Annotated in this window: 19 protein-coding genes and 4 tRNA genes; 12 read left to right on the top strand and 11 right to left on the bottom strand. The window is 71.7% G+C overall.

Annotated features, from left to right (window positions below):
* Positions 1–26: 26 nt before the first annotated feature.
* Entirely contained in the window at positions 27–1205 is a 1179-nt protein-coding gene (gene xylA, locus PZ894_RS18530; RefSeq protein ID WP_275747069.1) for a xylose isomerase, read from the top strand.
* A 7-nt stretch (positions 1206–1212) separates the two neighbouring features.
* Here xylA and PZ894_RS18525 read toward each other — a convergent pair whose 3' ends face one another.
* The 6 genes from PZ894_RS18525 to PZ894_RS18500 all read right to left on the bottom strand — a co-directional run bounded on the left by PZ894_RS18525 (position 1213) and on the right by PZ894_RS18500 (position 6417).
* Positions 1213–1998 carry an inositol monophosphatase family protein gene (locus PZ894_RS18525; protein ID WP_275747067.1) on the bottom strand — a complete coding sequence of 262 codons (786 nt, stop codon included), beginning with the start codon at positions 1996–1998 and terminating at the stop codon, positions 1213–1215.
* Complete coding sequence (locus tag PZ894_RS18520) at positions 1995–2519, bottom strand: HIT domain-containing protein (protein WP_275747066.1); 525 nt, start codon at positions 2517–2519, stop codon at positions 1995–1997. The genes PZ894_RS18525 and PZ894_RS18520 overlap by 4 nt, the downstream gene beginning before the upstream one ends.
* Positions 2520–2542: 23 nt before the next feature.
* Positions 2543–3538: a hypothetical protein gene (locus PZ894_RS18515; RefSeq protein WP_275747065.1), complete on the bottom strand. Its 996-nt coding sequence runs from the start codon at positions 3536–3538 to the stop codon at positions 2543–2545.
* A 2-nt stretch (positions 3539–3540) separates the two neighbouring features.
* Positions 3541–5538 (bottom strand): threonine--tRNA ligase, encoded by a 1998-nt coding sequence (gene thrS, locus PZ894_RS18510; RefSeq protein WP_275747064.1) that lies wholly within the window; start codon positions 5536–5538, stop codon positions 3541–3543.
* 101 nt (positions 5539–5639) lie between these two features.
* A complete protein-coding gene (locus tag PZ894_RS18505; protein WP_275747063.1) occupies positions 5640–6278 on the bottom strand; it encodes a sulfotransferase family 2 domain-containing protein in 639 nt (212 codons plus the stop codon).
* Positions 6279–6345: 67 nt separating this feature from the next.
* Positions 6346–6417: transfer RNA gene (locus tag PZ894_RS18500), tRNA-Val, on the bottom strand.
* A gap of 103 nt (positions 6418–6520) precedes the next feature.
* Between PZ894_RS18500 and PZ894_RS18495 the strand changes: the two genes are divergently transcribed.
* Positions 6521–6949: an SsgA family sporulation/cell division regulator gene (locus PZ894_RS18495; RefSeq protein WP_275747062.1), complete on the top strand. Its 429-nt coding sequence runs from the start codon at positions 6521–6523 to the stop codon at positions 6947–6949.
* On the opposite strand, the gene PZ894_RS18490 is transcribed toward PZ894_RS18495, so the two are convergent.
* Positions 6927–7769, bottom strand: a complete 843-nt coding sequence (locus PZ894_RS18490; protein ID WP_275747061.1) for an aminotransferase class IV — start codon at positions 7767–7769, stop codon at positions 6927–6929. The two genes, PZ894_RS18495 and PZ894_RS18490, sit on opposite strands and share 23 nt — an antisense overlap.
* Before the next feature lie 122 nt (positions 7770–7891).
* On the opposite strand from PZ894_RS18490, the gene PZ894_RS18485 reads away from it, so the two are divergent.
* From PZ894_RS18485 to PZ894_RS18470, 4 genes are all read left to right on the top strand, one after another.
* A tRNA-Gly gene (locus PZ894_RS18485) sits at positions 7892–7964 on the top strand.
* A 31-nt stretch (positions 7965–7995) separates the two neighbouring features.
* Positions 7996–8069 (top strand) — tRNA-Cys (locus PZ894_RS18480).
* 28 nt (positions 8070–8097) lie between these two features.
* A tRNA-Val gene (locus PZ894_RS18475) sits at positions 8098–8172 on the top strand.
* Positions 8173–8249: 77 nt separating this feature from the next.
* Positions 8250–8450, top strand: coding sequence for a hypothetical protein (locus tag PZ894_RS18470; protein WP_275747060.1), 201 nt, complete (start codon positions 8250–8252; stop codon positions 8448–8450).
* 13 nt (positions 8451–8463) lie between these two features.
* Here PZ894_RS18470 and PZ894_RS18465 read toward each other — a convergent pair whose 3' ends face one another.
* From PZ894_RS18465 to PZ894_RS18455, 3 genes are read right to left on the bottom strand one after another with little or no spacing between them, the layout of a single operon-like run.
* Entirely contained in the window at positions 8464–10503 is a 2040-nt protein-coding gene (locus PZ894_RS18465; RefSeq protein ID WP_275747058.1) for an ATP-binding protein, read from the bottom strand.
* A 50-nt stretch (positions 10504–10553) separates the two neighbouring features.
* The gene (locus PZ894_RS18460) at positions 10554–11660 is read right to left on the bottom strand and encodes a potassium channel protein (protein WP_275747057.1); all 1107 of its coding nucleotides are present in this window, start codon (positions 11658–11660) and stop codon (positions 10554–10556) included.
* Between the two features lie 10 nt (positions 11661–11670).
* Entirely contained in the window at positions 11671–12663 is a 993-nt protein-coding gene (locus PZ894_RS18455; RefSeq protein WP_275747055.1) for a YihY/virulence factor BrkB family protein, read from the bottom strand.
* Between the two features lie 17 nt (positions 12664–12680).
* On the opposite strand from PZ894_RS18455, the gene PZ894_RS18450 reads away from it, so the two are divergent.
* The 3 genes from PZ894_RS18450 (at position 12681) to PZ894_RS18440 (ending at position 17085) form a co-directional block, all read left to right on the top strand.
* Entirely contained in the window at positions 12681–14321 is a 1641-nt protein-coding gene (locus PZ894_RS18450) for an acyl-CoA dehydrogenase family protein (protein WP_275747053.1), read from the top strand.
* 86 nt (positions 14322–14407) lie between these two features.
* Positions 14408–16024 (top strand): DASS family sodium-coupled anion symporter, encoded by a 1617-nt coding sequence (locus PZ894_RS18445; protein ID WP_275747051.1) that lies wholly within the window; start codon positions 14408–14410, stop codon positions 16022–16024.
* A 2-nt stretch (positions 16025–16026) separates the two neighbouring features.
* Positions 16027–17085 (top strand): tartrate dehydrogenase, encoded by a 1059-nt coding sequence (locus PZ894_RS18440; RefSeq protein WP_275747049.1) that lies wholly within the window; start codon positions 16027–16029, stop codon positions 17083–17085.
* 29 nt (positions 17086–17114) lie between these two features.
* Here the strand turns inward: PZ894_RS18440 and PZ894_RS18435 are convergent, their stop codons facing one another.
* Positions 17115–18563: a glycine hydroxymethyltransferase gene (locus PZ894_RS18435; RefSeq protein ID WP_275747047.1), complete on the bottom strand. Its 1449-nt coding sequence runs from the start codon at positions 18561–18563 to the stop codon at positions 17115–17117.
* Between the two features lie 409 nt (positions 18564–18972).
* Between PZ894_RS18435 and PZ894_RS18430 the strand changes: the two genes are divergently transcribed.
* Genes PZ894_RS18430 through PZ894_RS18420 form a run of 3 tightly spaced genes read left to right on the top strand, consistent with a single transcriptional unit; the run spans position 18973 to position 21604 of the window.
* On the top strand, positions 18973–20700 hold the full coding sequence (locus PZ894_RS18430; RefSeq protein ID WP_275747046.1) for a nitrite/sulfite reductase: 1728 nt from the start codon (positions 18973–18975) through the stop codon (positions 20698–20700).
* On the top strand, positions 20697–20861 hold the full coding sequence (locus PZ894_RS18425; protein WP_275747045.1) for a hypothetical protein: 165 nt from the start codon (positions 20697–20699) through the stop codon (positions 20859–20861). Before PZ894_RS18430 ends, PZ894_RS18425 begins: the two co-directional genes overlap by 4 nt.
* Positions 20858–21604 (top strand): phosphoadenylyl-sulfate reductase, encoded by a 747-nt coding sequence (locus PZ894_RS18420; RefSeq protein ID WP_275747044.1) that lies wholly within the window; start codon positions 20858–20860, stop codon positions 21602–21604. The genes PZ894_RS18425 and PZ894_RS18420 overlap by 4 nt, the downstream gene beginning before the upstream one ends.
* Positions 21605–21633: the final 29 nt, after the last annotated feature.

The following is a 21633-nucleotide window of genomic DNA, read 5'->3' as shown; positions in this document are numbered from 1 at the left end:
GAATCGTGATGGAAGCAGAGGGACCGATGAGCTCCAGCAGCACCGACGCCACCGACTTCACCCCGACCCGCGAGGACCGGTTCTCCTTCGGGCTGTGGACGGTCGGGTGGCAGGGCGTCGACGTCTTCGGCGGCGCCGTGCGCCCCGTGCTCGACCCCGCCGAGGCGATCCACCGGCTCAGCGAGCTGGGCGCCTACGGCGTCACGTTCCACGACAACGACGTCTTCCCCTTCGACGCCTCCCCCGCCGAGAAGGAGCGCCACCTCGCGCCGTTCCGCAAGGCACTCGAGGAGACCGGCCTCGTCGTACCGATGGTGACGACCAACCTGTTCTCGCACGCGGCGTTCCGCGACGGCGGGTTCACGAACAACGACCGCGACGTACGCCGCTTCGCGATCCGCAAGGCCGCCGACCAGATCGACCTGGCCGCCGAGCTCGGGGCGAAGATCTTCGTCGCCTGGGGCGGCCGCGAGGGCGCCGAGTCCGGGGCCGCGAAGGACGTCAAGGACGCGCTCGCCCGCTACAAGGAGGCGTTCGACGTCCTCGGCGCCTACTCCGAGGAGCAGGGCTACGGCCTGCGCTTCGCGATCGAGCCGAAGCCCAACGAGCCCCGCGGCGACATCCTGTTGCCGACGATCGGCCACGCCCTGGCGTTCATCAACGAGCTCGAGCGCCCGGAGCTCGTCGGGCTCAACCCGGAGGTCGGCCACGAGGAGATGGCGTCGCTCAACTACGCCCACGGCCTGGCCCAGGCGCTGTGGCACGGCAAGCTCTTCCACATCGACCTCAACGGCCAGACCGGTCCGCGCTACGACCAGGACCTGCGCTTCGGCGCCGGCAACGCGCGCGGCGCCTTCTGGACCGTCGACATCGTCGAGAACGGCGGCTACGACGGTCCGCGACACTTCGACTACAAGCCGCCGCGCACCGAGGACATCGACGGCGTGTGGGAGTCCGCGCGTGCCTGCATGCGCAACTACCTCATCCTCCGCTCGAAGGTGCAGGCGTTCCGCGCCGACCCGGAGGTCCAGCAGGCCCTGCTCGACGCGCGCCTCGACCAGCTCGCCCAGCCGTCCCTGGCCGCCGGCGAGACGATCGCCGACCTGCGCGCCGAGTCCTTCGACGCCGAGGCCGCCGCCCGGCGCGGCATGGCCTTCGAGCGCCTCGACCAGCTCGCGCTCGAGCACCTCTACGGCGTGCGCTGACCCGCGATCACGCTGACCCGCCCGAAACTTTCGGGCGGGTCAGCGCGTTCTCGACGTCGGCCACCGCGGTCGGGGCGCCGGCGGCGTACCACGTGACGCCGCCGGCCTCGACGTGGGCGGTAGCGCCACCGACGCCACGGATGAGCGCCGCGCCGGGCAGCTCGTCCCACGGCGGCACGCTCTGCTGGCAGAGCACGTGCAGCCGCCCCTCGGCGATCGAGACAGCGTCCATGGACCCCGACCCCATCACGCGGAGCGTGGCGGCGCCGCCGGCCATCCGGCGGAAGACCGCACCCACGTCGTCGTCCAGCAGCGGCGGGTGGAGGTAGGTCAGCAGGCACGACTCGGCCAGCGGCCGGTCCGCGAGCGGCGCCAGTGGGACGCCGTCGACGGTGGTCAGCAGTCCGGGTCCGCCGACGAACGTGCGGCCCGTGGCGGCGTGGTGCACGGCGCCGAGCACCAGCTCGTCGCCGTCGGTGAGCGCGAGGGCGGAGCACCACCAGTCCAGGCCGGCCACGAAGTTGTAGGTGCCGTCGACGGGGTCGATGACCCAGGTCCGACCGGAGGTCCCGCGGCGGGAGGCGCCCTCCTCGCCGAGGACCCCGTCGTCCGGTCGCTCGGCGGCGAGCGTCTCGACGACCTGCCGCTCCGCGGCGTGGTCGGCGGCGGTCACGACGTCGGAGATCGAGGTCTTCGTGTCGGCCTCGAGCCCGGCGGCGCGCATCCGGTGGGCGAGCCCGCCGGCCTCGCGCACCAGCCGGGCCGCGAGCGCGGCGTCGTCCCGGAGACTCACGCCCACGCCTCGGCGACGAGCGCGCGCGTGTCGGCGAGCAGCTGCGGCAGGGTCTTGGTGGCGCCGAGCACCGTGATGAAGTTCGCGTCGCCCGACCACCGCGGCACGACATGCTGGTGCAGGTGCTGCGACAGCGAGCCGCCGGCGACGCCGCCGAGGTTGAGGCCGACGTTGAAGGCGTGCGGCCCGCTGACCTGACGCAGCACCCTCACCGCGTCCTGGGTCATCGTCATCAGCTCGGTCACCTCGTCGGTCGTGAGGTCCTCGAGCTCGGCGACGTGCCGGTGTGGCAGCACCATCATGTGGCCGGGGTTGTAGGGATGCAGGTTCAGTACGGCGAAGCAGCTCTCGCCCCGGTGGACGACGAGGCTCTCCTCGGGCGACTGCTCGCCCATCGCGCAGAACGGGCAGCCGCGGTCGTCGCTCGGCGGGCTCGGCACGACGTACGCCATCCGGTGCGGGGTCCACAGCCGGTCGAAGCCCTCGAAGCCGTCGCGCTCGTGGCCGACCGGATCGCTCATGGTCCCAACCCTAGGGGTGGCCGTCAGTACTGCTGGAAGAGCCCGCTCAGGTCGGTGACGCCGGCGCAGGTGACGTCGTGGTCGCGACCATCCTCGACCCATTGCCCCAGGGTCGCGTCGCCGCCCTGGATCTGCCAGTCCTCGCCGCAGCGCGACAGCGCCTCCTCACGGGAGGTCTGGCCGGCGGCCCGCCACTCCGGCAGGCCGAGGGCGAGGTCGCCGACCACCTCGCGCCACAGGATCGGGGTGGAGTAGACGCCGACGTCGTAGCCGGCGTCGGCGTAGCCCCGCGTCGCGCCCTGCACGACCGCCCCGTTGGCCTCCGGGTCGCCGCTCCACTCGAAGTCGGGCACGTGCTCGACGTCGACCCAGACGATCGGCGACGCGAGGCCCGCGGCCCGCATGGTCGCGACGTTGGCGAGCGCCTGCTGGTAGCCGGTGTTCGCGAGCGCCCCGAGCGGCGTGGCGGCGTCGAAGGGCCCGTGGACGCCGTGCTCGGCCAGCGCCGCCTCGTCGGGTTGGCTGACGACGGCGTACGCCGCCGCCAGGAGGTGTCGCTCCCGGATCCAGGCCACCTGGTCGGCCAGGCACGGATTGGCGGTGAAGCCCGGGCCGTTGGTGAGGCCGACGACGACGTACTCCGCCTCGGGGAGCGGCATCGGCAGGCCCAGGGTCGGCCGTTCCGGGATGCCCATCCCCTTCGGGCACTGCGGCCAGCCGATGTCGGCACCGAGGACCGGCTCGCCCCGGGTCGGCGCCGCAGCCGACCCTGACGGCGAGACGCTCGGCAGCGCGGCGGCCTCCTCCTCGGCCAGCTGGGCGAGCGCCTGGAGGCGTGCGGCCTCGGCGTCGGCGGTCGGCGTCACGACCGCGGTCGGTCGCGCCGTCGACGGCACCGGCACGGACGGCACCGACTCGGAGGCCAGGGGCTCCGCGGTCGGCTCGCCGTCGGAGCCGCCCGACGAGCACGCCGACAGCAGCGCGGCCGCGGCCACGAGGGCCGGGCCGGGCCGCTTCACGATCAGACCTGCTCGCGCGAGGCCACCGCGTCGACCACCCGCTGGATCGCCTCGTCGAGGGGTACGCCGTTGTCCTGGCGACCGTCGCGGTAGCGGAACGACACGGCGCCCGCAGCGACGTCGTCACCGCCGGCGATCATCATGAACGGCACCTTCTGCAGCTGCGCGTTGCGGATCTTCTTCTGCATCCGGTCGTCGGAGTCGTCGACCTCGACGCGCAGCCCGCGGGCGCGCAGCCGTCCCGCCACGTCGTGCAGGTAGTCGGCGAACGCGTCGGCCACGGGGATCGCCTGCACCTGCACGGGCGCCAGCCACGGGGGGAACGCCCCGGCGTAGTGCTCGACGAGCACGCCGATGAACCTTTCGATCGAACCGAACTTCGCCGAGTGGATCATCACCGGCTCCTGCCGGGTGCCGTCGGCGGCCTGGTACTCGAGCCCGAACCGGTGCGGCTGGTTGAAGTCGTACTGGATCGTCGACATCTGCCAGGTCCGGCCGATCGCGTCGCGGGTCTGGACCGAGATCTTCGGGCCGTAGTAGGCCGCTCCGCCCGGGTCGGGCACGAGCTCGAGGCCGGACTCCGTGGCGACCTGCTCGAGGACGGCCGTCGCCTCGGCCCACTGCTCGTCGGTGCCGATGAACTTGTCCTTCGCGTCGTCGCGCGTCGACAGCTCCAGGTAGAAGTCGTCGAGCCCGAAGTCCTTGAGCAGGCCGAGCACGAAGTCGAGCAGGTGCTTGATCTCGCCGGGCGCCTGCTCGCGGGTGACATAGGAGTGGGAGTCGTCCTGGGTGATCATCCGGACCCGGGTGAGACCCTGGAGCACGCCCGACTTCTCGTCGCGGTAGACGGTGCCGAACTCGAAGAGCCGCAGCGGCAGCTCACGGTAGGACCGGCCGCGCGAGCGGAAGATCAGGTTGTGCATGGGGCAGTTCATCGCCTTGAGCCGGTAGGCGTGGCCCTCGGCCTCGAGCGGCGGGAACATGCCCTCCGCGAAGTACGGCAGGTGGCCGGAGGTGTAGAAGAGCTCCTCCTTGGCGATGTGCGGCGTCCCGACGTACTGGAAGCCGGACTCGATGTGGCGCGCGCGGACGTAGTCCTCCATCACCCGCTTGACCACCCCACCCTTCGGGTGGAAGACCGGGAGGCCCGGGCCGATCATGTCGGGGAAGCTGAAGAGGTCGAGGTCGCGGCCGAGCTTGCGGTGGTCGCGGCGCTCGGCCTCCTCGATCCGGTGCAGGTGGGCCTCGAGCGCCTCCTTCGACTCCCACGCGGTGCCGTAGATGCGCTGCAGCTGCTTGTTCTTCTCGTCCCCGCGCCAGTACGCCGCGGCGGAGCGCATCAGCTTGAACGCCGGGATCCGCTTGGTCGTCGGCAGGTGCGGGCCGCGGCACAGGTCGCTCCACGCCACGTCGCCGTTGCGTCGGACGTTGTCGTAGATGGTCAGCTCGCCGGCGCCGACCTCGACGCTCGCGCCCTCGACCGCCTCGGCGGTCGAGCCGGTCGAGGCGCCGGAGCCCTTCAGGCCGATCAGCTCGAGCTTGTAGGGCTCCTCCTTGAGCTCGGCGATCGCGTCGTGGTCGGTGGTGACGCGACGGGAGAAGCGCTGGCCCTCCTTGATGATCTTGCGCATCCGGGACTCGATCTTCTCGAGGTCCTCGGGGACGAACGGGGTCTCGACGTCGAAGTCGTAGTAGAAGCCGTTCTCGACCGGCGGGCCGATGCCGAGCTTCGCCTCGGGGAAGAGCTCCTGCACGGCCTGCGCCATCACGTGCGCGGTGGAGTGTCGCAGGATGTCGTGGCCGTCCGCGCTGTCGATGGCGACGCCCTCGACCGCGTCGCCGTCGGCGAGCTCGTGGGAGAGGTCCCTGAGCTGGCCGTTGACCCGCGCCGCGATGATGGTGGGGTCCTCGGCGAACGGCTCCCACGCCTTCGTGCCCGTCGTGACCGTCCGGTCCTCACGCGCGTCGGCGTGGACGAGGACGATCTTGAGGTCGGGCACGGCTTCTCCTTCGCGGTGTGCCCCGTCGCTCGGGGCGTCCCGACGATCGTATCGACCGGCGGCGTGGCCTCGCGCGGCGGTTTCCCGGCCGCGGGGGTTCGTCAGCGCAGCTTCTCGGGGACCGCGGTGTCGTAGCCGAACACCTGGAAGTCGAGCGCGTAGAGCCGCACGATCCGCTCGCCGAGACCCGGGCCGATCCGCACCGGCTCGGGAGGCGTCGCCGAGACGTTCTGCCGCGGCAGGGGGATGTCGCCCACGCCGAGCAGGCCGCAGACCCGCTCCCAGTCGTCCTGGAGGCGCTCCATGCGCCCGAGGAAGGCGAGCCGGTCCAGCGGCAGCGTGGCGGTCTGCGGCTTCACGTGCCGGTTGGTCACGAGCAGGTCGGTCGTCTCGAGCGCGGTCACGAACTCCTCGAACGTCCCGCCCTCGACGCCGGTCGGCCGCGACGTGCCTCTCCCCTCGCCCACCACCTTGTCCTGCCAGCAGGAGACCAGCCTGGCGAACGGGTTCCGGACGAAGCCGAACGCCGTGTACTGGCGCTGCGGGCCCTCCGGCCAGCGCCGCAGCCGGCCGCGGTGCATGACGACCTCGAGGTCGGGTCGGCTGTCGAAGGCCGCCGAGATCGACCGGGTCGCGACCTTGGCGGTGCGCACGTAGACGAAGCGCCCCGGGTCGCTGACCGACAGGCTGAAGCGCTTGGCCGCGGGCCGCGTGACGATGCCGTGAACGTCCGAGGTCATGGGCCCATCCTCGCTTGCGTTGCCGAGCCGGCGCCGATCAGATGTCGATCAGAGTGGAGCGCATCGGTGGGCGATACTGGGTTCGAACCAGTGACCTCTTCGGTGTGAACGAAGCGCGCTACCACTGCGCCAATCGCCCGTGCGGTCGCCGACTCTAGCCTACGTCGAGGGGTCCTCCACATTCGGGCCGGATTCCCGTCGTTCTCCGCGTCACGCCTGCGTCGGAGCCCCGTCTCCTAGGCGTGAACCAGCAGTCGATGCCGCGTCGTCTCTCCCAGGACGTCACCCTCCAGTGCCTCGACGCGCGGGGCCGCAGCATCGACCTGCCCGCCCTGCTCGCCTACGACCCGACGGATCCCTGGGCGGTCGAGTTCACGTTCGGCAGGCCGTCGGGGACGGTGCGCTGGCTGATCGGCCGTGACCTGCTGCTCAGCGGGATGACCGACCCCGCCGGCGAGGGCGACGTGCTCGCGTGGCCGAGCATCGACGAGTACGGCCGCGCGGCCGTGGTGCTGGAGTTCAGCTCGCCGCACGGCAGGCTCGTCACCCAGCTCTCCACCCGAGACCTGGGGTCGTTCCTCACCCGCACCCTCACGGTCGTGCCACGGGGTGAGGAGCGGATCGACCTCGACCTGCTGGTCGAGTCCCTCACCGGCTCGCAGACCCAGTAGACGGTCCCAACAGCTCCGGCTCGCGGCGGCGCCACAGCGCCGCGACGTCGGCAGTGACCGGACCCGGCGCCGGCAGCTCGCGGCCGTTCCACCGCGCGACCGCCTGCACGTCGCGGGTGGTGGACACCAGGAACACCTCGCTCGCCGCGTCGACGACCTCGATCGGCTCGTCGACCTCGCGACCGCCGCACCACTCGAGCACGAGCCCCCGGGTCACGCCGGCGAGGCAGCCGCTCGCCAGGGTCGGCGTGCGCAGCTCACCGTCGACGACGTAGAAGACGTTGGACCCGGTGCCCTCGCACAGGTGCCCCGCGAGGTTGGCGAAGATCGCCTCGGTGGCGCCCTGCCGCTGGGCCGCGGCGAGCGCGATCACGTTCTCGGCGTACGACGTCGTCTTGAGCCCCGCGAGCGCCCCGCGCTCGTTGCGTGGCCACGGGACCGTCACCACCGCCGTCGTCTCCGGCCACCGCTTCAGGACGTCGGCGACCACGATCACCGTCGGTGAGGCGTCGCCGCGGCCCGACCCCATCGGCGCCGGACCGCCGGTCACCGTGATGCGGAGCCGTCCCAGCGGCAAATCGGCTCCCTCGAGCACGGCCGACACCCCCCGGCGGACGTCGTCGAGGTCGACGCCCGCGAGCCCGAGCCCGTCGACGGACCGCTGGAGCCGCGCGAGGTGGAGGTCGAGCGCGAAGGGCAGCCCGTCGACCACCTTGACGGCCTCGAACACACCGTCGCCCACGGTCAGCCCGTGGTCGGTGACGAGGAGGGCCGGGGCGGTCGCATCGGGCAGCAGCTCACCGTTCATCCACGCACGCATGCCGCCACCCTAGGACCCGCCAAATGACGGGCAACGCGCCGTCCAGACCTGGATTTTGCATGGTCTGGGGCATCGGCTACTGTTCTCACGCACGCCGACCGGGAGACCGGCCGGACGCGCAGGCGGACGTAGCTCAGTTGGTAGAGCGCAACCTTGCCAAGGTTGAGGTCGCGAGTTCGAGCCTCGTCGTCCGCTCGGAGAGGTCTCTCCCTGGTTTGGCCTCCATGGTGGGTTGGCCGAGAGGCGAGGCAACGGACTGCAAATCCGTGTACACGGGTTCAAATCCCGTACCCACCTCCACGCAGTCCCTCCGACAAACTCAAGACCCGGGCGATTGGCGCAGCGGTAGCGCGCTTCCTTGACACGGAAGAGGTCACTGGTTCAAACCCAGTATCGCCCACCACCGGTGGAGGCCCTCTCGAGGGCCTCTTTCCGTCTCCCGGGGGTGTCAGCGGCGGAGCGGGCGGGTATGCGAAGGTCATGGACGCCCAGTTCCTCAGCTGCGAGGTCACCCGGTGCCCCGCCTGCGGGCGGCGCTCGATGGTCGTGACCTACGAGGGTCTCGCGGACCCGGCGCAGCCCTACGAGGCGGCGGTCTGGATGCCGACGCACGGTGCGTGCGAGCACGGCTGCGACACGCGCGACCACCCGCTCCCGGGCCTCTCGCAGGAAGCCGCCTGACCGGTCCCACCGCTCAGGCGTCGTACGCCGGGAGGGTGAAGCGGAAGACCGAGCCCTGGCCCGCGGGGTTGGGCAGCGCCGCGATGGTGCCGCCGTGGCGGGTCACGATGCGGCGGACGATCGAGAGGCCCAGGCCGCTGCCCTCGTACTCGCGGTGGTGCGCGCGGTGGAACTCGTCGAAGATCCGCTCGCGGTCCGCCGCAGGTACGCCGATGCCGTGGTCGACGACCTCGACCGCGACCAGGCGGGCGTCGACGCGCCTGCCGCGCACGGCGATCTCGGGCTCCTCCCCCGGCGCGACGTACTTGACGGCGTTGCCGATCAGGTTGTCGAGCACCTGGCGGACGAGGACGGGGTCGGCGTGCACGGCGGGCACGGGCTCGGCGCTCACGAGGCCGCCGACGTGGCGGGCGGAGGCGACCTCGTGCACGATCGCGGTGACGTCGACGCGCGAGACGGCGAGGGCGCGCGACCCGCTGGTCGCGTGGGCGAGCAGGTCGCGGATCAGCTCCCGCATCCGCCGCGACGACGACCGCACCCGGGAGACGAACTCGCGCGCCAGGTCGGTGTCGAGCCGACCGGTGTCGAGCTCGTCGGCGATCATCTCCGTCCACCCGTCGATCGCGGCCAGCGGGTTGCGCAGGTCGTGGGCGACCACGCCGGCGAAGGCCGCGAGCTCCTCACGGTGGGTGTGCTCGGTCGTCGTGTCGCGGAGCAGCAGCAGGGCACGTGCCCGGTGGTGGGCCTCGTCGCGGGGCAGCGGCACGGCGGAGATCGTGAGCACCCGCTCGCCCACGTCGGCGACGCGGACGACGACCAGCTCGCCCTCGACGGTCTCGCCGCGCAGGGCGCGGGTCGTCGCGCGCTCGTCGTCGGTCAGCTGCACGCCGTCGAGCGTCCAGCTGCTCAGCGAGAACTGCACGTCGCTGCCGAGCTCGTCGCCGAGTCCCAGGATCCGGCCCGCGGCGGCGTTGCGGACGAGGAGCTCGCCGGCCTCGTCGACCACCAGCACGCCCTCGACCATCGATCCGATGACGGCGGCGCGCATGCTCGCCTCGTAGACGGCGTCCTCCTGGGCCTGGCGCAGGTCGTCGGCGAGCGCCTGTCGCTCGTCGCGGCCGGTCGCGATCGCGAGCCCGGTCACGGCGATGGTGGCGACGTAGAACTGGGCGATCATGAACCCGAGATCGGTGTCGGCGACGTCGGCGAACGGGCCGAGGCCGCCCAGGGTCAGCAGTGCGGTCGCGATGCCGACGACGAAGGAGTGTGCGGCGCTCAGCAGGGTCGAGAAGCGCGCGCCGAACCAGACGGTCGCCGCGAGCAGCGGGAACGCGAGCGGGAGCTCGTCGAACCGGAACGCCAGCCCGTACGTCGCGATCGTGAAGAGGATCGCGACCACCAGCTCGGCCGGCCGGGCGTCCGCACCGCGCAGGGACGGACGCGGCGGCGCGCTCGCCAGGCGATGGCCGAGCAGCACGGCGAGGGCGACCACCATCAGGGCGCTCGCGAGGTTGCGCCCGAACCACAGTCCGCTCGCGACGGGCTCGAGGGCGACGTCCGCGCCGGGCAGGTACGCCGCCGCGGCACTGCCCAGCGTCGTACCGACCGCCGTGGCGAGGCAGAGCGCCGCGCCCAGGCGGGCGACGTCGCGCGGTCGGGAGATCGCGCGCTCCCCGCCGAAGCCCCACAGCTCGCCACACCACCGACGCAGGAGGAGGACGGCCACCCAGCACTGGACGGTGTTCGCGACCGCGAAGACCGCCGCCAGGTCGGTGTCGGCGCCGGCGATCAGGTTGGCGGCGAGGGCCGCGGCGCCCAGCAGCACGGTGTCGATCGACGGCACCCGCGCACCGCGGAGCATCAGCCACACGATCGGCAGACCGCCCGCGGGCCACAGGTCGCCGAAGCCGAAGCCGACGAAGTCGTCGCGGTGGGTCACCAGGGCCGACGCGGCGACGACGACCGCGAAGCACACAGCACCGGCGAGGCCGACATACGCACGCGGCCCCATCCGGACGTCCGGCAGCGCGCCGGCACCCAGGCCCCCACCCACGTCCCGCAGGCTAGTGGGCGGCGCGCGCCGCGTGGTGCGGTTCTCGCGATTCAGGCGTCGTCTGTGGCGAAGTCCTCGTCGTGGGTGCCGGGGCGGGGCGCCCACGGCAGCTCCCGCGCGGGGCGTACGACGATCAGTCGGTCGCCGCGGGCGAGCTGGGTGACGACGGGGTCGAAGTAGCGGTAGACGCGCTCGTCGCGCACGACCGCGATGACCTGGTCGGGCAGCTGCTGGGGCTGCTTGCCGACCTCGGAGACGATCAGGTCGCGCTCGGCGACCTCGAGACCCTCGCCGTAGGTCAGCAGGTCCTCCATCACCTGGCCGAGCATCGGCGACAGCGACGAGAGGCCCAGCAGCCGGCCCACGGCATCGGAGGAGGTGATGACGGAGTTGGCGCCGGACTGGCGCATGAGTGGCACGTTCTCCTGCTCGCGGGCCGCGACGACGATCCACACGTCGCGGTTCAGCTGACGCACGGTGAGCGTGGCGAGGACGTTGGAGTCGTCCCGGTTGGTCGTGATGATCACCTGCTCGGCCTCGCCGACGCCGGCCCGGCGGAGCACGTCGCGACGCGTGGCGTCGCCCGTGACGACCGCGAGCCCGTCGGCGTGCGCCTCCTGGAGGGCAGCGGCGCCCGGGTCGACCACGACGATCGACTCCCGGTCGAGGCCGTTGTTGACGAGGGTGCCGACGGCGGCCCGGCCCTTGGTGCCGTAGCCGATGACGACCACGTGGGATCCCATGTGCTTCCTCCAGCGGGCGATGCGGAACAGCTCGCGGCCCTGCGAGGCGAGCACCTCCAGGGTGGTCCCGATCAGCAGCACCAGGAAAGCGATGCGGAGCGGGGTGATGACGAACGCGTTGATCAACCGGGCGTGCGGCTCGACCGGCGCGATGTCGCCGTACCCGGTCGTGCTCAGCGTGACCGTCGTGTAGTAGATCGAGTCGACCAGGTCGACGGCGTAGTCGTGGGCCGGGTCGTTGCCGTCGCGGTAGGCGGCGCGGTCGAGGTAGACCAGCAGCACGGTGCCGACGAGGATCCCGACCGCCAGCAGCAGCCGGCGGCTCATCTCCCACCAGGGCGAGCGCGCCGGGTCGGGGAGGGAGACCTTCCCCCGGGTGCGGCCCTGGGTGATGTCGTTGGAGTCGTCGGCCACGCGCGTGAATCTAGTCCGTCTCGGGTCGCGAGCCGATGCGACGCAGCCGTTGCACGAGCTCGGACCGCGCCAGCATCGTCGAGGACTGTGGGAAGACCGTGTCGAACGCCGCGTTCACGGCGGCCCCGATCAGCACCGCGATCGAGACCAGATAGAGCCAGAGCAGCACGGCGATCGGTGCGGCGAGCGGGCCGTAGATCGAGCGCGAGTCGGCCGCGGTGACGGTCAGGAACCAGCGCAGCAGGTAGGACCCGACGATCCAGCAGAAGAGCGTGAACGTCGCGCCCGGCAGGTTGAAGCTCCAGTTGGTCCGCGCCGGCACGGAGACGTGGTAGAGCGTCGCCAGGAAGCAGATGCTGATCAGGATGACGACCGGCCAGTAGAAGGCCACGAGGAGGTCGAGGCGCTCCGGCAGCCAGTGCTCGACCAGGTCGGGACCGGCGACCACCAGCGGCACCATGAAGACGGCCAGCACCATCGCCACCACGTAGAGGACGAACGAGAGTGCCCGGGCGCGGACGATCCCCCGCTGCCCGCCGAGCCCGTGCATGATCGTGATGGTGTCGACGAAGACGTGCAGCGCGCGCGAGCCCGACCACAGGGCGAGCACGAAGCCGAGCGAGATCACGTCGAAGCGCCCGCCCTCGAGGACGTCGTTGATCGTGGGCTCGATGATCTTGTGCACCGCGCCCTCGGTGAGCGCCTGCTCGGAGAGGTCGATGACCGCGGTGCGCACGTCGGCGACCTGGGCCGGGCTGAACTGGTCGGTGACGAATCCGATCGCACCGGCCATCGCGAAGATCAGCGGCGGCACCGACAGCACGGCGAAGAAGGCGGCCTCGGCCGCCAGCCCGGTGACCCGGTAGCGCAGGCACGAGCCCACCGTCGCGACGACAAGCCGCCACAGCACCGCACGGGTACGCCGCAGCCACTCGACCACGGTCGCCTGGAGGGTCCGCGAGGGCGCGTGCTGCTGGGACTGCGCGCGCTCCGCCGGGGGCATGGACCTACCGTAGACACATGGGTTCCGACATCCGGGTAGCCACGAACCAGGCGCCCCCGCTCGTTGGTCACAACATCGTCACGGGCGACGCCGCGCTGGTGGAGGCGATCACCCGCCACGCCACCGCCGAGGTCGTCGACGACGTGGCTCCCATCGGGGCGCTGGCCGGCACGGCCGAGGCCCGCGAGCACGGCATGCTCGCCAACGAGTTTCACCCGCGGTTGACGCCCTACGACCGCTATGGGCACCGGATCGACGAGGTGCAGTTCCACCCCTCGTGGCACTGGCTGATGGACCGCGCGGTGTCGCAGGGCCTGGCCGCGGCGCCGTGGGAGTCGGACTCCCCGCACGCACACGTGCGGCGCGCGGCCGGCTTCATGGCGTGGTCGCACACCGAGCCGGGCCACGGGTGCCCGATCTCGATGACGTACGCCGCCGTGCCGGCTCTCCGCGGCGACGCGATCGCCAAGGAGTGGACGCCCCTGCTGGCGTCGCTGCGCTACGACCCCGGCCTCCGGGTCGCCTCGCAGAAGCTCGGCGCGCTCGCCGGGATGGGCATGACCGAGAAGCAGGGCGGCTCCGACGTCCGCGCCAACGTCACCGAGGCGCGGCGTACCTCCGTGGAGGGCGAGTACACCCTGCACGGCCACAAGTGGTTCACCTCGGCGCCGATGAATGACGTCTTCCTCGTGCTCGCCCAGGCTCCTGGCGGCGTGACGTGCTTCGTGGTGCCGCGGGTGCTCCCCGACGGCACCCGCAACCGGCTCGACGTCGTGCGCCTCAAGGACAAGCTCGGCAACCGGTCGAACGCGTCGTCGGAGCTCGAGCTCGACGGCACCGTCGCGCGGCGCCTCGGCGACGAGGGCCGCGGGGTGCGCACGATCATCGAGATGGTCGCCGCGACCCGGCTCGACTGCGTGCTCGGCTCGGCGTCGCTGATGCGGCGCGCGGTCAACGAGGCCACGTGGCACGCCGCGCACCGCTCGGCGTTCGGCTCGCCGCTGATCGACAAGCCGCTGATGCGGAACGTGCTTGCCGACCTGGCGATCGAGGCCGAGGCCGCGACGGCCCTGGCGATCCGGCTCGCGGCCGCCGTCGACGGCATCGCCGACCCCTACGAGGCGGCGCTGCGCCGAATCGCGCTCCCGCTGTCGAAGTTCTGGGTCTGCAAGCGCACGCCCGCGCTCGTGGCGGAGGCCCTGGAGTGCCTCGGCGGCAACGGGTACGTCGAGGAGTCGGGCCTGCCGCTGCTCTACCGCGAGGCGCCGCTCAACTCCGTGTGGGAGGGGTCGGGCAACGTCAACGCCCTCGACGTGCTCCGCGCGCTGGGCCGCGAGCCGGAGGTGCTCGACGCCTGGATCACCGAGGTCGGCCGGGCCCGGGGTGGCGACGCCCACCTCGACCGCGCGGTCGAGGACACGCTCGCGCTCATCGGGTCGCTGATGGGCGAGCCCGCGTCGCTGGAGGTCAACGCGCGCCGGCTGGCCATGCGGATGGCCCTGTGCCTGCAGGGCTCACTGCTGGTGCGGCACTCCCCCGCCGAGGTCGCCGACTCCTTCTGCGCCTCGCGCCTCGGCACGGCGTACGACGGCGTCTTCGGCACCCTCGACGGCGGCGACCTGCGGGCGATCGTGGAGCGCGCGACACCGGTGGTCTGATCCGCCGCCCACGCGGTCGAGGGTTTCGCCGCACCGCAGCCGGGTACGGCCCTGTGTGGTCTAGACCACACAGGCGGAGGTGCCCGATGTCGACCACGCAGCGCAACACCGAGGGCGGGGGGCGTCGCACCGACGTCGACCGGGCGTTCCTCGACAACGCCACCTACCGGAGCCTCGGCGAGCAGCAGCTCTCCGAGCGCGAGGAGCGCTTCGAGAAGGCGCGGCGCACCGTGGGGCTGGCGCTCGCCCCTCTCGTGACGATCGTCTTCCTGCTGCTCCCCCTCGACCTCGAGGACCAGCAGCACAAGCTGGCCGCGGTGCTGCTCGGCGTGATCGTCCTCTGGATCACCGAGGCGGTGCCGATCCCGATCGGCGGCTTCATCGGCATCGTCGCCATCGTGCTGCTCGGCGTGGTCACCGCCGACGAGGCGCTGGTGCCGTTCGGCTCCTCGACCGTGTTCACCTTCATCGGCGCGTTCATCCTCGCGCAGGCGATGCTCAAGCACGGTGTGGCGCAACGCTTCGCGATGTTCGTGCTCAACCTGCCCGGGATCGGCAACTCCACGATCCGGGTCGTCATCGCCTTCGGGCTGATCACCAGCGCCCTGTCGGCGTTCGTCTCCAACACCGCGACCGTCGCGATGCTGCTGCCGACGGCGATCGGCATCCTGACGGTGATCGCCAAGCTCCTGCAGTCGCGCGGCGAGGTCGCCGAGGACTTCGATCCGCTCCGGCTGCGGGTGGGGGCCGCGCTGATGCTGATGCTGGCCTACGGCGCCAGCGTCGGCGGGCTGCTCACCCCGGTCGGCTCCCCGCCCAACCTGATCGGGCGCGGCCTGATCGAGGAGGCCACCGGCGAGCGGATCGCCTTCCTCGACTGGGTGCTGATGGCGCTGCCCATCTGCGCGCTGATGTTCGTCGCGCTCGCCGTCGTCATCCTGCTCCTCAACCGCCCGGAGACCCGCCACCTCGAGGGCGTCGACGACTACGTCCGGGAGGAGAAGGCCAAGCTCGGCCGGATGTCGATCGCCGAGCGCAACACGCTGATCGCCTTCGGCATCACGGTGACGCTCTGGATCGTGCCGGGCATCGTCGCGCTGGCCGCCGGCACGGAGTCCAGCGCCTACGAGACCGTCAGCGGCCGGCTCGACGAGGGCGTGGTCGCGGTGCTCGGCGCCTCGCTGCTCTTCGTGCTCCCCACGAAGTGGGAGGAGCGCGAGTTCACCCTCCGGTGGAGCGACGCCGCGAAGATCGACTGGGGCACCGTCGTGCTCTTCGGCACCGGCATCATCTTCGGCAGCCTGCTGGCCGACACCGGTCTCGCCGAGACCCTCGGCAACGGCGCCTCCGACGCCCTCGGCCTCTCGAGCGTCCTGTGGATCACCGTCTTCGCGGTCATCCTGGCGATCCTGGTCTCCGAGACCACCAGCAACACCGCGTCCGCGGCGGTGGTCGTGCCGATCGTCATCCCGATCGCGATGGCGGCCGACGTCAACCCGCTCGTGCCGGCGCTGGCGGCCACGTTCGCGGCGTCGTTCGGGTTCATGCTCCCGGTCTCGACCCCGCAGAACGCCGTCGTCTACGGCTCCGGCACGGTGCCGATCACGACGATGATCCGCACCGGCGCCTCCTTCGACGTCATCGGCGCGATCCTCATCGTGATCTTCGTGCCGGTGATGGCCGCCGCCATCGGGCTGGTCTGACCGTGGCGCACCAGATCGGGGTGATCCCCGGAGACGGCATCGGTCCCGAGGTGGTGGCCGCGACCCGCACCGTGCTCGACGCGGTCGCCGGCGTGCACGCCCTCGACCTGGCGTACGTCGAGCACGACTGGTCGTGCCGCACCTACGCCGAGACCGGCACGATGATGCCGGACGACGGCCTCGACCGGCTCGCCGAGCACGACGCGATCCTGCTCGGCGCGGTCGGCTGGCCCGGCGTCCCCGACCACGTGTCGCTGTGGGGGCTGCTGATCCCGATCCGCCGACACTTCCGGCAGTACGTCAACGAGCGCCCGATCGCGCTCTTCGAGGGCATGGAGAGTCCCCTGCGTCGCCTCCGGCCCGGCGACCTCGACCTCGTCGTGGTGCGGGAGAACGTCGAGGGCGAGTACTCCGAGATCGGCGGCCGGCTCAACCGCGGCTTCCCCGACGAGATGGCCGTGCAGGAGGCCGTCTTCACCCGGCCCGGGGTCACCCGCATCGTCGACCACGCCTTCGGGCTGGCTCGCAGCCGCAGCGGCTACCTGACCTCGGCGACGAAGAGCAACGGCATCGTGCACACGATGCCCTTCTGGGACGAGGTCGTGCGCGAGCGAGCCGCCGAGCATCCCGACGTGCGGTGGGACCTGGAGCTGATCGACGCGCTCGCCGCCAAGGTGGTGCTGGAGCCGGAGCGGTTCGACGTGATCGTCGCGTCGAACCTCTTCGGCGACATCCTCAGCGACCTCACCGCCGCGGTCGCGGGCAGCATCGGGATCGCCCCGTCGGCGAACCTCGACCCGACGCGGGAGCACCCGTCCATGTTCGAGCCGGTGCACGGGTCGGCGCCCGACATCGCCGGGCAGGGTCTCGCCAACCCGATCGGCACGGTCTGGTCGGCCGTGATGATGCTCGACCACCTCGGCCATCCCGAGGCCGCCGCGCACCTGATGGACGGGGTACGCCGCAGCCTGCGCGATCCCACCACCCGCACCCGCGACCTCGGCGGCACCGCCGGGACCGCGGACGTGGTGGAGGCCCTGGTGGCCCACCTGCGGCGCTGACCCGCCCGAAAGTTTCGGGCGGGTCGTCGTCAGGCCAGGTCGAGACCGGGGTAGAGCGGGTGCCGGTCGAGCATCTCGGCCGAGGCGTCCTTGACCTTGGCGGCCACGCCCTCGCCGAGCGTGTACGACGCCCTCGACGGCCTGCCGTCCTTGGTGGTGCCCGGCTGGGTGTTCTGCAGGACGTGCACGATCAGCTCCGCGACGGCGTCGAACTCGTCGTGGCCGAACCCGCGCGTCGTGAGCGCGGGGGTGCCGAGCCGGATGCCGGAGGTGTACCAGGCGCCGTTCGGGTCACGCGGCACCGAGTTGCGATTGGTGACCACGCCGGCATCGAGCAGCGCCGACTCCGCCTGCCGGCCGGTGAGGCCGAACGACGAGACGTCGAGCAGCACGAGGTGGTTGTCGGTGCCGCCGGTGACCAGGTTCGCACCCCGCGACAGGAAGCCGGCGGCAAGCGACTGGGCGTTGTCGGCGATCTGCTGGGCGTAGGTGCGGAACTCCAGCCGGCGCGCCTCGGCGAGGGCGACGGCCTTCGCGGCCATCACGTGCGACAGCGGGCCACCGAGCACCATCGGGCAGCCGCGGTCGACGTCCGCGGCGTACTCCTCCTGCGCCAGCACCATGCCGCCCCGCGGCCCCCGCAGCGACTTGTGCGTCGTCGTGGTGGTGACGTGGGCGTGCGGCACCGGGTCCTCGTCGCCGGTGAAGACCTTGCCGGCGACCAGCCCGGCGAAGTGCGCCATGTCGACCATCAGGGTCGCGCCGACCTCGTCGGCGATCTCGCGCATCTTCGCGAAGTTCACGCGCCGGGGGTAGGCCGAGTAGCCGGCCACGATCACGAGCGGCTTGAACTCGCGCGCCTTCGCCGCGACCGCCTCGTAGTCGAGCAGCCCGGTCTCGGGGTCGGTGCCGTACTGCTGCTGGTGGAACATCTTGCCGCTGATGTTCGGGCGGAAGCCGTGGGTGAGGTGGCCGCCCGCGTCGAGCGACATGCCGAGCAGGCGCTGGTTGCCGAGCTCGTGGCGCAGGCCCTCCCAGTCCTCCTCGGTGAGCTCGTTGACGTTCTTGGCCCCGAGCCTCTCCAGCGCCGGCGTTTCGACCCGGTGGGCGAGGATCGACCAGAACGCCACCAGGTTGGCGTCGATCCCGGAGTGCGGCTGGACATAGGCGTACGGCGCGCTGAAGAGCTCGCGCGCGTGCTCGGCGGCGACGCTCTCGACGGTGTCGACGTTCTGGCAGCCGGCGTAGAAGCGGTGACCGATCGTGCCCTCGGCGTACTTGTCGCTGAACCAGGTGCCCATGGTGAGCAGCACGGCCGGGGAGGCGTAGTTCTCGCTGGCGATCAGCTTGAGCGAACCTCGCTGGTCGACGAGCTCCTGGCGCGTGGCCTCGGCGATCCGCGGCTCGACCGAGGCGATCACCTCGAGGGCCTGCTGGTACGCGCTGCTGGTGAGGGCGGAGGTGCGGTCGTCGCTCATGACCGCAGCCTAGTGTCGTCCGCCGCCGTGGATCGAGGAGGAATGTCCGCGCCGATCGCGTGGTTCGGTGTGACGTGGAACGCAGCCGCGGTCGGCTCCCGTCGGGAGATCGCCGCCAACGTCTCACATCATGGATCGTCATCTCACACCACGAGATTCCGGCTTGTGGGGCCGGAGTCCGGAGCGTGAGACTCCTTGACATGAGCTTCGCTGCGACGCACGCCTACCTCGTGGTTCGACGCCACGTGGACTTCGGGCGCACGCGCAGCATGATGTGTTGGCCCTCCTGACGACAGAGCCTGACCAGCCGCCCAGTCCGCGCAGCTGACCCGCCGGCCGCCGAGGATCCCGACGACGTGATCCCGCACCGGAGCGAGAGTCCTGCGCCTCCCGTCAAGGAATCCCCCGCATGTCGGACCTCCGCTACACCGCCAAGCGTCCCGAGCGCACCGAGATCCCCCGCACCAAGCGCGGCGAGGGCCAGTGGTCGCTCGGGTACACCGAGCCGCTGAACAAGAACGAGCAGTCCAAGAAGGACGACAACCCGCTCAACGTCCGCGACCGGATCCTCCACATCTACTCCAAGCGCGGCTTCGACTCGATCGACCCGGCCGACCTGCGCGGCCGGTTCCGCTGGATGGGCCTCTACACGCAGCGCCGACCCGGCATCGACGGCGGCAAGACCGCGGTGCTCGGCGAGGAGGAGCTCGACGACCGCTACTTCATGATGCGGGTCCGCTCCGACGGCAACCTGCTGGGCGCCGACGCCCTGCGCACGCTCGGCGGCATCTCGACCGAGTTCGCGCGCGGCACCGCCGACATCACCGACCGGCAGAACATCCAGTTCCACTGGATCGACATCGTCGACGTGCCCGAGATCTGGGACCGGCTCGAGGCCGTCGGCCTGGACACGCTGGAGGCCTGCGGCGACTGCCCCCGCGGCTTCCTCGGCTCCCCCGTCGCCGGCGTCGCCAAGGACGAGCTGATCGACGGCACCTCGGCGCTCGCCGAGATCCGCCGTCGCTACATCGGCAACCCCGACTACTCGAACCTGCCGCGCAAGTTCAAGACCTCGGTCTCCGGTCACCCCAGCCTCGACGGCGCCCCGGAGATCAACGACGTCTCGTTCGTGGGCGTCGTGCACCCCGAGCACGGCCCGGGCTTCGACCTGTGGGTCGGCGGCGGGCTCTCCACCAACCCGATGCTGGCCCAGCGGATGGGGGTCTGGATCCCGCTCGACGAGGTCGCCGACGCCTGGGAGGGCGTCGTCGGCATCTTCCGCGACTACGGCTACCGCCGGCTGCGCTCCCGGGCCCGCCTGAAGTTCCTGGTCGCCGACTGGGGCGTCGAGAAGTTCCGCGAGGTCCTCGAGAACGAGTACCTCGGCAGGCCGCTGGTCAGCAACCCGTCGCCGGAGTACGCCACCCGCAACGGCGACCACATCGGCGTGCACGAGCAGAAGGACGGCAACTTCTACGTCGGGGCCACCCCGACGGTCGGTCGGATCGACGGCGCCGCCCTCACCGCGCTCGGCGAGCTCGTCGAGAGGTACGGCGCGGCCGGTGCGCGTCTCACGGCGTACCAGAAGATCGTGGTGCTCGGCGTCGCCCCGGACCGGGTCGACGCGCTGGTGGCCGACCTGGACGCGATCGGGTTCTCGGCGACGCCGTCGACGTGGCGCCGGTCGACGATGGCCTGCACGGGCATCGAGTTCTGCAAGCTCGCGATCGTCGACACCAAGCAGCGCGCCATCGACCTCGTCGACGAGCTCGAGCGCCGCTTCCCCGCCCTCGACACGCCGATCAGCGTCAACGTGAACGGCTGCCCGAACGCCTGCGCCCGCACCCAGATCGCCGACATCGGCCTCAAGGGCCAGCTCGTGCTCGACGAGGACGGCCACCAGGTCGAGGGCTTCCAGGTGCACCTCGGTGGCGGCATCGGGCTGCACAACACGCTCGGCAAGAAGCTCCGCGCCCACAAGGTCACCAGTGCGGGTCTCGACGACTACGTGACCGCGATCGTCACCAACTACCTGGCCGACCGCTCGGACGCCACGGAGAGCTTCGCCCGGTGGGTGGTCCGGGCCGACGAGGAGCTGCTGCGCGGCGAGAAGACCCTGGAGGCGGTCGCAGGATGACCGAGCGCGCCGTCCCCTTCCACTGCCCCTACTGCGGGGAGGAGGACCTGCGCCCGCACGACGGGGCGCACGGCGCCTGGGAGTGCCGCGCCTGCCTGCGGGCCTTCAGCCTGAAGTTCATCGGGCTCCTCCGCCCCGGCCTCCGCGGGGACCCCTCATGACCGCCGCCACGACGATCACCGCCCGCAACAACCGCGCCACCGAGACCGACGGGCGTGCCCCCGAGGAGCTGCGCGAGCTCGTCTCCCACTGGGGCGCCGAGCTCGAGCTCGCGCCGGCGGAGCACATCATCGAGTGGGCGGTCGCGACGTTCGGCGAGCGCTTCTGCGTGACCTCGTCGATGGGCGACGCCGTGCTGGCCGACCTCGCGTCGAAGGTCGCCCCGGGCATCGACGTGGTCTTCCTCGACACCGGCTACCACTTCGTCGAGACCATCGGCACCCGGGACGCCGTCGAGGCCACCATGCCCGTCAACCTGCTCACGATCACGCCGGAGCAGTCCGTGGCCGAGCAGGACGCGGCGTACGGCAAGGATCTCTACAAGACCGACCCCGACCGGTGCTGCGCGCTGCGCAAGGTGCGGCCGCTCGCCGAGGCGCTGGCCGGCTACGACGCCTGGGCGACCGGCCTGCGCCGGGCGGAGACGCACAACCGCATCATCGCGCCGGTCATCGGCTGGGACGCCAAGAAGCAGAAGGTCAAGGTCTCGCCGATCGCCCGGTGGAGCGACGAGCAGGTGGAGCGCTACATCGCCGAGAACGGCGTGCTCGTGAACCCGCTCGTCTACGACGGCTACCCGTCGATCGGCTGCTGGCCGTGCACGCGCCGCGTCGCCCCGGGCGACGACCCGCGCAGCGGCCGCTGGGCCGGCACCAACAAGACCGAGTGCGGGATCCACTCATGACCCGATCGACACGGACCCGCACCCCGCAG

This window comes from Nocardioides sp. YIM 152315, from assembly GCF_029210375.1.
Classification (GTDB): domain Bacteria; phylum Actinomycetota; class Actinomycetes; order Propionibacteriales; family Nocardioidaceae; genus Nocardioides.
The sequence above is the reverse complement of the archived record's forward strand: the minus strand, read 5'-3'. Positions and strand labels throughout refer to the sequence as shown.

Coding starts and splice junctions, on each gene's coding strand:
- PZ894_RS18470 (WP_275747060.1), top strand. CDS start 8,250: ATGGACGCCCAGTTCCTCAGCTGCGAGGTCACCCGGTGCCCCGCCTGC.
- PZ894_RS18505 (WP_275747063.1), bottom strand. CDS start 6,278: ATGACCTCGGACGTTCACGGCATCGTCACGCGGCCCGCGGCCAAGCGC.
- PZ894_RS18420 (WP_275747044.1), top strand. CDS start 20,858: ATGACCGCCGCCACGACGATCACCGCCCGCAACAACCGCGCCACCGAG.
- PZ894_RS18490 (WP_275747061.1), bottom strand. CDS start 7,769: ATGCGTGCGTGGATGAACGGTGAGCTGCTGCCCGATGCGACCGCCCCG.
- PZ894_RS18425 (WP_275747045.1), top strand. CDS start 20,697: ATGACCGAGCGCGCCGTCCCCTTCCACTGCCCCTACTGCGGGGAGGAG.
- PZ894_RS18450 (WP_275747053.1), top strand. CDS start 12,681: ATGGGTTCCGACATCCGGGTAGCCACGAACCAGGCGCCCCCGCTCGTT.
- PZ894_RS18455 (WP_275747055.1), bottom strand. CDS start 12,663: ATGCCCCCGGCGGAGCGCGCGCAGTCCCAGCAGCACGCGCCCTCGCGG.
- PZ894_RS18520 (WP_275747066.1), bottom strand. CDS start 2,519: ATGAGCGATCCGGTCGGCCACGAGCGCGACGGCTTCGAGGGCTTCGAC.
- PZ894_RS18430 (WP_275747046.1), top strand. CDS start 18,973: ATGTCGGACCTCCGCTACACCGCCAAGCGTCCCGAGCGCACCGAGATC.
- PZ894_RS18445 (WP_275747051.1), top strand. CDS start 14,408: ATGTCGACCACGCAGCGCAACACCGAGGGCGGGGGGCGTCGCACCGAC.
- PZ894_RS18435 (WP_275747047.1), bottom strand. CDS start 18,563: ATGAGCGACGACCGCACCTCCGCCCTCACCAGCAGCGCGTACCAGCAG.
- xylA (WP_275747069.1), top strand. CDS start 27: ATGAGCTCCAGCAGCACCGACGCCACCGACTTCACCCCGACCCGCGAG.